The sequence below is a fragment of the Dyella silvatica genome (genome assembly GCF_026283955.1).
GTDB lineage: Bacteria > Pseudomonadota > Gammaproteobacteria > Xanthomonadales > Rhodanobacteraceae > Dyella_C > Dyella_C silvatica.
Genome location: NZ_JAPDPE010000163.1, coordinates 1 through 9,029, shown reverse-complemented (window position 1 = coordinate 9,029; position 9,029 = coordinate 1). Strand labels below are relative to the sequence as shown.

Annotated in this window: 2 protein-coding genes; both read right to left on the bottom strand. The window is 64.5% G+C overall.

Annotated features, from left to right (window positions below; translation table 11 throughout):
* Positions 1-5,685: type I polyketide synthase (locus OUZ52_RS21335; protein ID WP_266160599.1), on the bottom strand; the 5,685-nt coding region annotated here is incomplete at its 3' end.
* On the bottom strand, positions 5,661-9,029 hold a 3,369-nt coding region (locus tag OUZ52_RS21330), incomplete at its 5' end, for a type I polyketide synthase (RefSeq protein WP_266160598.1). The genes OUZ52_RS21330 and OUZ52_RS21335, both read right to left, overlap by 25 nt.

Here is a 9,029-nt window from a genome sequence, read left to right as displayed (position 1 = left end):
ATTCGGGTTGGGTACGGTGTAGCCGTTGGTCTTGCCGCCGTGATTAATCGCGGTGGCCTTGATCACGCCGTAGATATGGTCGCCATCGGCGATCGCCTGTGCGAGCGGCTTGAGCAAGACCGCGCCGACGCCTTCGCCCGGCACATAACCTTCGCCACCCTCGCCAAAACTCTCGCAGCGCCCCTTGCCGGAGATGAACTTGCCTTGCGCCAGCATCAGGTATTTGTTCGGGTGGATCGATACGTTCACGCCACCCGCGATCGCCACCGCGCAGCTGCCCTGACGCAGGCTCTGGCAGGCCAGATGGATCGCCGTCAGCGACGACGAGCACATCGTGTCCAGCGCCAGGCTCGGGCCATGGAAGTTGCAGTAGTACGAAATGCGGTTGGCGATCGATGCCGAGCTATTGGACACCGACACGTTTTGCCCAAGGGCCTGCGCCTGCGCACCGTAGAGTTGGTACTCCTCGTACATCACGCCCACGAATACGCCGACGTTGCCATCCTGCCCGTCCGCCAAGTTGTCGCGCGTATATCCGGCGTCTTCCATCGCGCCGTGCACGCATTCGAGGAACAAGCGCTCCTGCGGGTCCATCAGCTCCGCTTCCCGCGGCGAGATGTTGAAGAACAGCGGATCGAACTGGTCTACCCCATCCAGGAACCCGCCCCACTTGCTATAGGTGGTGCCGACCTTGCTGCGGTCCGCGTCGTAGTAACGCCGCCAGTCCCAGCGCTCCAGCGGGATCTCGGTGATGCTGTCCTTGCCGCCGCTCAGGTTCGACCAGAACGTCTCGATGTCGCCGGCCTGCGGATAACGTCCTGACAGACCGATGATCGCGATCGCCTCGTTCGCGGGCGACGCATGGCGCAAGGCAAACCGCGAGCGCTGCTGCAGGACCGATGCGGCCCGCACACTGTCGCGAGGTTTCACCACGGCAGCCGGCGCGGCGACATTCGCCTTTTCGCCGAGCAGCTCGACCAAGGCGGCGCGATGCTGTTTCAGGAAATAGTCGGACAGCGCGGCGATGGTCTGGTATTCGAAGAACAGCGTCTTCGGCAGCGAGCCAAAGACCTTTTCCAGCTTGGCGGTCAGATCCATGACCATGACGGAATCGATGCCGTACGTTTCCAGTGGTGCGCTGGCATCGATCTTCTGCGCCGGCAATTTCAGCGTCGACGACAAGGTACGCACCAGGTAGCGCACCGTCTTCTCGTGCAGGTGTTCGGCCACGGAGCCCGCGCTGTTCGCCTCGACTGCAACAGCAACCGGTTCGGCTGGCGCGTCCTTCATCGACAACGTGGCTTTCAGCCGCTGCGGCAGGCCTTCGACCACCAGGACCTGCGGCGCACTGCTCGACCAGGCCTGGGCCAATGCCGCGCAACCGTTGGCGGTGCGCAATGGCGTCATGCCGATTTCCCGCAACAGATACTGCCGCGTCGCGTCATCGACCTGCATGCCGCCATCGGCCCACAGCGGCCAGTTGATCGACAACGTGCGGCCATGGCGCAGGCCCCGGCTCGCCAGGTCACTGCGGTAGTTGGCGAACGCATCCATGAACGCGTTCGCCGCCGCGTAGTCGGCCTGGCCTACATTGCCGATCGCGCCGGTGATCGAGGAGAAGACGATGAAGCAATCCAGCGCCAGATCCGCGCTTGCCTCATCCAGGTTCAGCGTGCCGGCCACCTTCGCGCTGAACACCTCGCGCAGCTGCGCCGGCGTCTTGCGGATCAGGAAACTGTCGCGCACCACGCCGGCGCTGTGGATGATGCCGTCGAGGCTTTCATAGTCTTCCGGAAGGCTGCGCACCAGCCGCATCACGGCGGCCTTATCGGCGACATCCACCGCGTGATAGCGCACGACCGCGCCCAGGGTTTCCAGCTCGCGCACGCGCGCCTGGATGCGTTCGTCCAGCGCCGAACGCCCGGTGAGGATCAGCGTGGCGCCTTTCGCCTGCCGCGCGATCTCGCGCGCGAAGATCAGGCCCAGGCCACCGGCGCCACCGGTGATCAGGTAGACACCCTGCGGCTTCCATGGCGCGCGCGCCTCAGTCGCCTGCGTGTACTCGGCCCAGCCGGCGACCTGGCGTACACCGCCGACATAACGGATGTGCGCGGCAAGGCTGTCGCGATTTTCGGCCAGCGCCTGCACGATGTCCTGGCCGGCTTCGACCTGGATGACCTGACCGGACAGGCGCGGATTCTCCAGTTGCGCCGTGCGCAGCATCCCGCTCAACCCTGCCAGCAAGGCGCCTTCGCCGTTACACGGCACCACCACCTGGATCAGCTGCTGTCCTGGCTGACTGCTCAACCCCTGGAGCTGCTCCAGCAGCGCCACGGCCGCCGCTTCATAGTGCTGCGATAGATCGCCGCCGACGACAGCACCCAGTTGGACCACGTCCGGTATCTGCCTCTGTACGCGATCGGCGTCTGCGGCATTCACGCCGCACAACAACACGCGGCGCTGTGCGAACACAGGACTCGCTGCATGACGATGGGCGACGGGCCGCGCTTCCCACGAGGGGATCATCAATAGCGTTTGTAACGATTTCCCGGACTCGGCGATGGTCTTCGCCAAGCGCAACTCAAGCTGGCGGAAACGTATGCATACCGCGCCCGTTTCATCGCAAAGATCGATGTCGAACCTTTGCGATGCTTCGTCCATGGCGTCGCCAGCGCTGCGCCGCACGACCGCCCACATGTCGGTGGCGCATGGCGCCAGCATCTCCAGCGAACCCAGGGCGGCAGGCAGCCACAGGGTGGACTCATGGGCGCCATCGGCCGCCAATATCCATCCGAGGGTGGCCTGCAGCGCGGCATCCAGCAGGCTGGGATGCAGCACGTAATCGTCCTGCGTTGCCTGCATGGCCGCTGGCAAGATGATCCGCGCCAGCACCTGCTGCGTGCCGACGAACAGCTCGCCCAGACCCTGGATGGTCGGGCCGTAGTGCAGGCCCATCTGTTCGAACTGCGCGTAGCACTGTGCCGCGCTCCTGGAAGCGGTGCTTTGCTCACGCAAAGCAGCAAGGTCGTGTGCCGCCATAGTCGCCGACGCATCGGCGATGGCGGTCACCAGGCCCTCGCTATAACGCACGGTATCGCCGTCTTCAGCATCGCTATACAGCTCGAAACCGATGCCGCCGTCCTCTTGCGGCATCAGCGCGATATGCAGGTCCAGCCCTTCCGTCCCGACCACCACGGGGCGCAGCCAGGCAATATCCCGCAATTGCAAAGTGCCATCGTCTTCGAGCGCCTCACGCACGGCCCGGCGCACCATTTCCAACTGCGCCACGCCCGGAAGCACCCGTAGGCCACGCACTGCGTGATCGGCCAGGAAGAATTCCTCGCCACTGAAATGCGAACTGAAACGTTGCACCGAAAAATTCGAGGTATTGCGATGCACGAGCGGATGCAGCGCCGCGCTCGCTGTCGCTATCTCGATGCCTGGTGCCGCATCGGTGTCGATCCAGTAGCGCTCGCGCGCAAACGGATAGGTCGGCAGACTGATGCGGCGCGGCTTCGTCTCGCCGTACAGCTTCTCCCAGGCCACCGGCAACCCCTTCACCCATAGGTCAAGCCACTTGCCGTGCTTGCCCTGTGCAAGCCAGGCGACCAGCAGGGTGTCCATGCTGTCGTCGCCGGCCAGCGCCGTGAGCGCTTCTTTCGTCCGCTTCACCTGGCCCCGATAGACGTCCTCGAGCCCGGTGTCGCCATCCAGATACGCGACCAGTTTTGCCCGCAGTTCGCCGAGCGTGCGCGCCACGATGCCCAGGCGTTCGTCCATTGCCTCGCGGCCGACCTGCAACGTGTAAGCCAGGTCGGCCAAACGCAGCGTGGCGTCTGCTTGCCGCGCATCAAGGAACGCTGACAGTCGCGCCACCTGCTGCTGCAACTGCTCCTCATTGCGTGCCGACAGCACCACCAGCGACGGACCATTGCCGGCCATTTCCGTGCGCACCGGCGCTTCGTATTCCTCGATCACCACATGCGCAGTCGCCCCACCCGCGCCGAACGAGGAGATGCCCGCGATTCGCGGATACGTCCGCTTCGCGCCGTCCTTCTCCAGCGTCGGCCGCGCCCACGGCGTCAGCGTCTGCTGCACCACGAACGGCGTGCCGGCGAAGTCGATGTTCGGATTCAGCACGCTGGAGTGCAGGCTCGGCGCCAACTGCCGGTGCTTCAGCTGCAGCAACACCTTGGTGACGCCGGCGATGCCCGCCGCGCTTTCGCAGTGACCGATATTCGATTTGGCCGAGCCAATCGCGCAGTACTGCTTGTCCTGCGTCCAGTGGCCGAAAGCCTTGCTCAGTCCCGCGATCTCGATCGGATCGCCCAGGCTGGTTCCGGTACCGTGCGCCTCGATATAGCTGATCGCGCGCGCATCCACGCCGCCTTCGCGCAATGCCCGCTCGATCACCTGCGCCTGCGCGTTCGGGTTCGGCACGGTGTAGCCGTTGGTCTTGCCCCCGTGATTAATTGCAGTGGCCTTGATCACGCCGTAAATATGATCGCCATCGGCAATGGCCTGCGACAGCGGCTTCAACAGCACCGCGCCCACGCCTTCGCCCGGCACATAACCTTCGCCACCTTCGCCGAAACTCTCGCAACGTCCCTTGCCGGAGATGAACTTACCCTGCGCCAGCATCAGGTATTTGTTCGGGTGGATCGATACATTCACACCGCCGGCGATCGCCACCGCGCAACCACCCTGCCGCAAGCTCTGGCAGGCCAGATGAATCGCCGTCAGCGACGACGAGCACATCGTGTCCAGCGCCAGACTCGGACCGTGGAAGTTGCAGTAGTACGAGATCCGGTTCGCCACCGACGCCGCGCTGTTGAGCAGCGCCACATTCTGGCCGCGCGCCTGCGCCTGCGCGCCGTACAGCTGATACTCCTCATACATCACGCCTACGAAGACGCCGACGCTGCCTTCCTGGCCGGCACCGGCATGCCGCGTCACGCTCTCGCGCGTATATCCGGCGTCTTCCATCGCGCCGTGCACGCATTCGAGGAACAAGCGCTCCTGCGGATCCATCAGCTCCGCTTCTCGCGGCGAGATGTTGAAGAACAGCGGGTCGAACTGGTCTACCCCATCCAGGAATCCACCCCACTTGCTATAGGTGGTCCCGACCTTGCTGCGATCCGCGTCGTAGTAACGCCGCCAGTCCCAGCGCTCCAGCGGGATCTCGGTGATGCTGTCCTTGCCGCCGCTCAGGTTCGACCAGAACGTCTCTATGTCGCCAGCCTGCGGATAACGTCCCGACAGGCCGATGATTGCGATCGCTCCCGTGTCGCCGGCCGCCGTGATCGGAGCGGAGCGGAGCGCATCGTCGGGTTTCCCGCCCTGGAAGCGGCTGTCCTGCGTTCCGAAACGAGGGCGCCGACTTAACGGTGCCACGATGGCTTCTGGCGGCGCCTCGTTACTTGCCGGCTCCACAACGGGAGCGTCAGCCGGGGTTTCACCCAGCAGTTCGCCCAAGCGCGGGCGGTGGTGCTGGATAAAGTAGCCGGCCAGCGCGGCGATGGTCTGGTATTCGAAAAGCAGTGTCTTGGAAAGCGATCCGAATACCTGCTCCAGGGTCCGGGTCAGCTCCATCACGAGAATGGAATCGATGCCGTAGGCTTCCATCGGCGCATGGGCGTCGATGCTGTGCGCCGGGCGCTTCAAGGTGCTTGCCAGCAGGCGCACGAAGTAGCGGACGGACTTATCCTGCAAATCCCCTGAGATGTTTTCCGGCGCGGCGGCTTTGACGGCCTCCGGTGCAGCGGCCGGTTTCGCGCCATGCTGGCCCATGCATGCGCCAAGGCCTCGCGGCCGCTGTCGGAACGGAGCGGAACCAGGCCGGTGTCTTGGGTCATGGCGCGACGGGTCGCGGCGTCGACCTGCATGCCGCCCTCTTCCCACAAGGGCCAGTCGAGCGAGAGCGTGCGGCCGCGGCGATCCCCTTGGCGCACCAGATCGGCCCGGTACGTCATATAGCCGTCCATAAAGGCATTGGCCGCCGCGTAATCGGCCTGCCCCACGTTGCCCAGCGCACCCGAGGTCGATGCGAAGCAGATGAAGCTATCCAGCGCCATGCCCCGGCTGGCCAGGTCGAGGTTGATCAGGCCGGCCACCTTGGCGCGAAGCACCTCGCGCACTTCCTGCGCGGTCTTCCTGACCATGAAACTGTCGCGCAATACACCGGCGGCGTGGAGGATGCCGTCCAAACTTTCGAACTCGTCGTGGATACTTTGCACCAGATGCGTAACGCTGGCGGCATCGCCCACGTCCACCTCGCGGTATCGCACTACCGCGCCCCATCGTTCGAGTTCCTGGATACCCGCGAGCGTCGCCTCGGTAGCCGGCGAACGACCAGCCAGGATCAGCACGGGATTCTTCGCACGACTGGCGATGTCGCGGGCGAAAATCAGGCCCAATCCACCGGCGCCGCCGGTGATCAGGTAGACGCCACGATCTTTCCAGGGCGATGAGACATGCGTCGCCTGCGACAACTCGCTCCAGGCCAGCGCCATGCGCTTGCCTGCGACGTAGCGCATCTGCGGCGAATCACCGGCGCCATGCTCGGCGAGCACGCGAGCGATGTCCTGTCCGCGCTCGACAGCGATCACCTGGCCCACGATGTTCGGGTTTTCCAGATGAGCACAGCGCAGCATGCCGCCGAGACCGGACCACGCCATGCCGACACCCTCATCCGGCACCACGATCTGGATCAGGTGCCGGCCCGGCGAGCCATAGAGCGCCTGGATCTTTTCCAACAGGAGACAGGTCGTGGCTTCGAAAGCCTGCGCCAGATCGTCTTCGGCGTTGACGACATGGAACTCGACTCCGGGAGTCTGCGGCTGCGGCGCATCGGCGACGCCGCACAAGAACACCACGCGCCGCGAGAAGGTTTCCGCTCCCACGGCCGGCGCTTCGCGCCACTCCGGGGACAACAAGGCCGTACGCGAAGGCGCTTCGACCGCCTCTGCTGCCGCCGCACGTACGCAGAACTCTTTGAGACGGACGCAGACGGCGCCCTTCTCGTCGCATAGATCGATGTCGAACTTCTGCATCGCACCGCCGGCACGGCGATGGATGACCGCCCACATCTGCGGCGTGCACGGTGCAAGGATCTCCAGTTCACCGAGCGCAAACGGCAACAGCAGGCTTTTCTCGCCCGCGTCCCGCTCCCCTTCGCGCATGCCGATGGCTGCCTGCAGGGCGGCGTCCAGCAAGCTGGGATGCAGCACGTAGCTGCCTGCCGATGCGCGCAGCGCTTCCGGCAAGGCGATACGCGCCAAGGCCTGTTGGTCTCCCACGAACAGCTCGATCAGGCTGCGATGTCCTGGGCCATAGCTCAAACCCGCCTGGTCAAAAGCGGCGTAGCACTGTTCCGCGCTCAAATGGGCACGTATGCAGCTTCTGCGCAGATCTTCGAGATCATGCGGAGCCGGCTGCGCGGAGACGAGCTTCGTCACGGTGCCCTGGGTGTACACCACGGGCTCTTCGCCATCGCCATCGCGGTAGATCTCGAAATCGACCTTACCGTCCGTTTCCGGAAACAAGGCGAGATCCACATCGACCGGCCACGCATCCGCTGCGACCGGTCGCATCCATACGATGTCTTTCAAACGATACGAACCGCCCGGCCATGCCATCGCCCGCTCTATGGCGCAGCGGGCCATCTCCAGCTGCGCGGCGCCCGGCAAGGTAGGTTTGCCCTGAACGACATGATCGGCCAGGAAGAATTCGTTGCCGTCGAAGCGCGAGCTGAAACGCAATCCCGCCACGTTGGAGCTATTCCAGTGCAGCAAAGGATGCAGGGCTGCGGAAGTCTGTTTCGCAGCGCCGACTTCGACCCAATGCTTTTCCTTGACGAAGGGATAGGTGGGCAAAGCGATGCGGCGCGGCTTCTTCGTGTCGTAAAGCCCTGCCCAGTCCAGCTCATAGCCGGCGACCCACCGCTGCGCGAGCTCGGCGAGGTTCCGCTCGGACAACAGTTTTGCAAGCTGATCATCGGTCGGCGGCTCTTCCGCGATGCGCGCCAGGACTTCCGCGCCGACTTGTCCGGCCAACACATCCGCGGCGTCTCCCGCAAGCCAGGCCGACAACTGCGACTGCACCGCCTCGAACGAATCGGCCACCAAGGCCAGCCGCGCCTCCATCGGCCGGCGCCCGACCTGCAGCGTGTAAGCCAGATCGCTCAGGTCATGACGGCGGGTTTCTGGCGAGGCGATCGCGTCCAGCAATTGCCGGGTGCTTTCCCGCAACACCGGCACGGTTTTCGCGGAAAGCAGGATCAGGGCTGGCGCCGATGCTGTCTCGCGTTTGTCGACCGCTTCGGGTTCCCGGTATTCCTCGACGATCACATGCGAATTCACACCGCCGAAACCGAACGAACTGACTCCCGCGCGGCGTGGTATCGCCAGGCCGGCTTCGTCGCGCAATGCAGGCCACGGCTGCGCTTTGTCGACAATGAAGAACGGACTGCCGTCAAAGGCGATGCGCGGATTGAGCTTTTGATAATGCACCAGCGGCGGGAACGACTGATGCCGCATGCACAGCACCGTCTTGATGACGCCGGCCAGGCCGGCCACCGACTCCAGGTGGCCGATATTGGTCTTGACGCTGCCAATGCCGCAGGAGTGTTCCTGCAGCGTTTCGCCCTGCTCGGCGGCACTGCGCGAGAAGGCCATCTTCAGCCCTTCCACTTCGATCGGATCGCCCTTGGGCGTTCCCGTGCCAGGCGCTTCGACGTAGTTCACCGTGCTGACCGGAACGCTCGCCTGACGCAAGGCTTCGGCCACGACGTTCGATTGCGCGAGCGAGCCGGGATAGGTCACCGTGCGTGCGCGGCCGCCGTGATTCATCGCCGACCCGCGCAGTACCGCGACGATGCGGTCATTGTCCCGAATCGCCTTGTCGAGCGGCTTGACCAGAACCATCGCGGCGCCTTCGCCGCGAACATAGCCGTTGGCGCGTTCGTCGAAGCTCTTGCAGCTGCCGTCGGGCGACAACATGCCGGTCTTGGAGAAGGAGATGAAATGCGT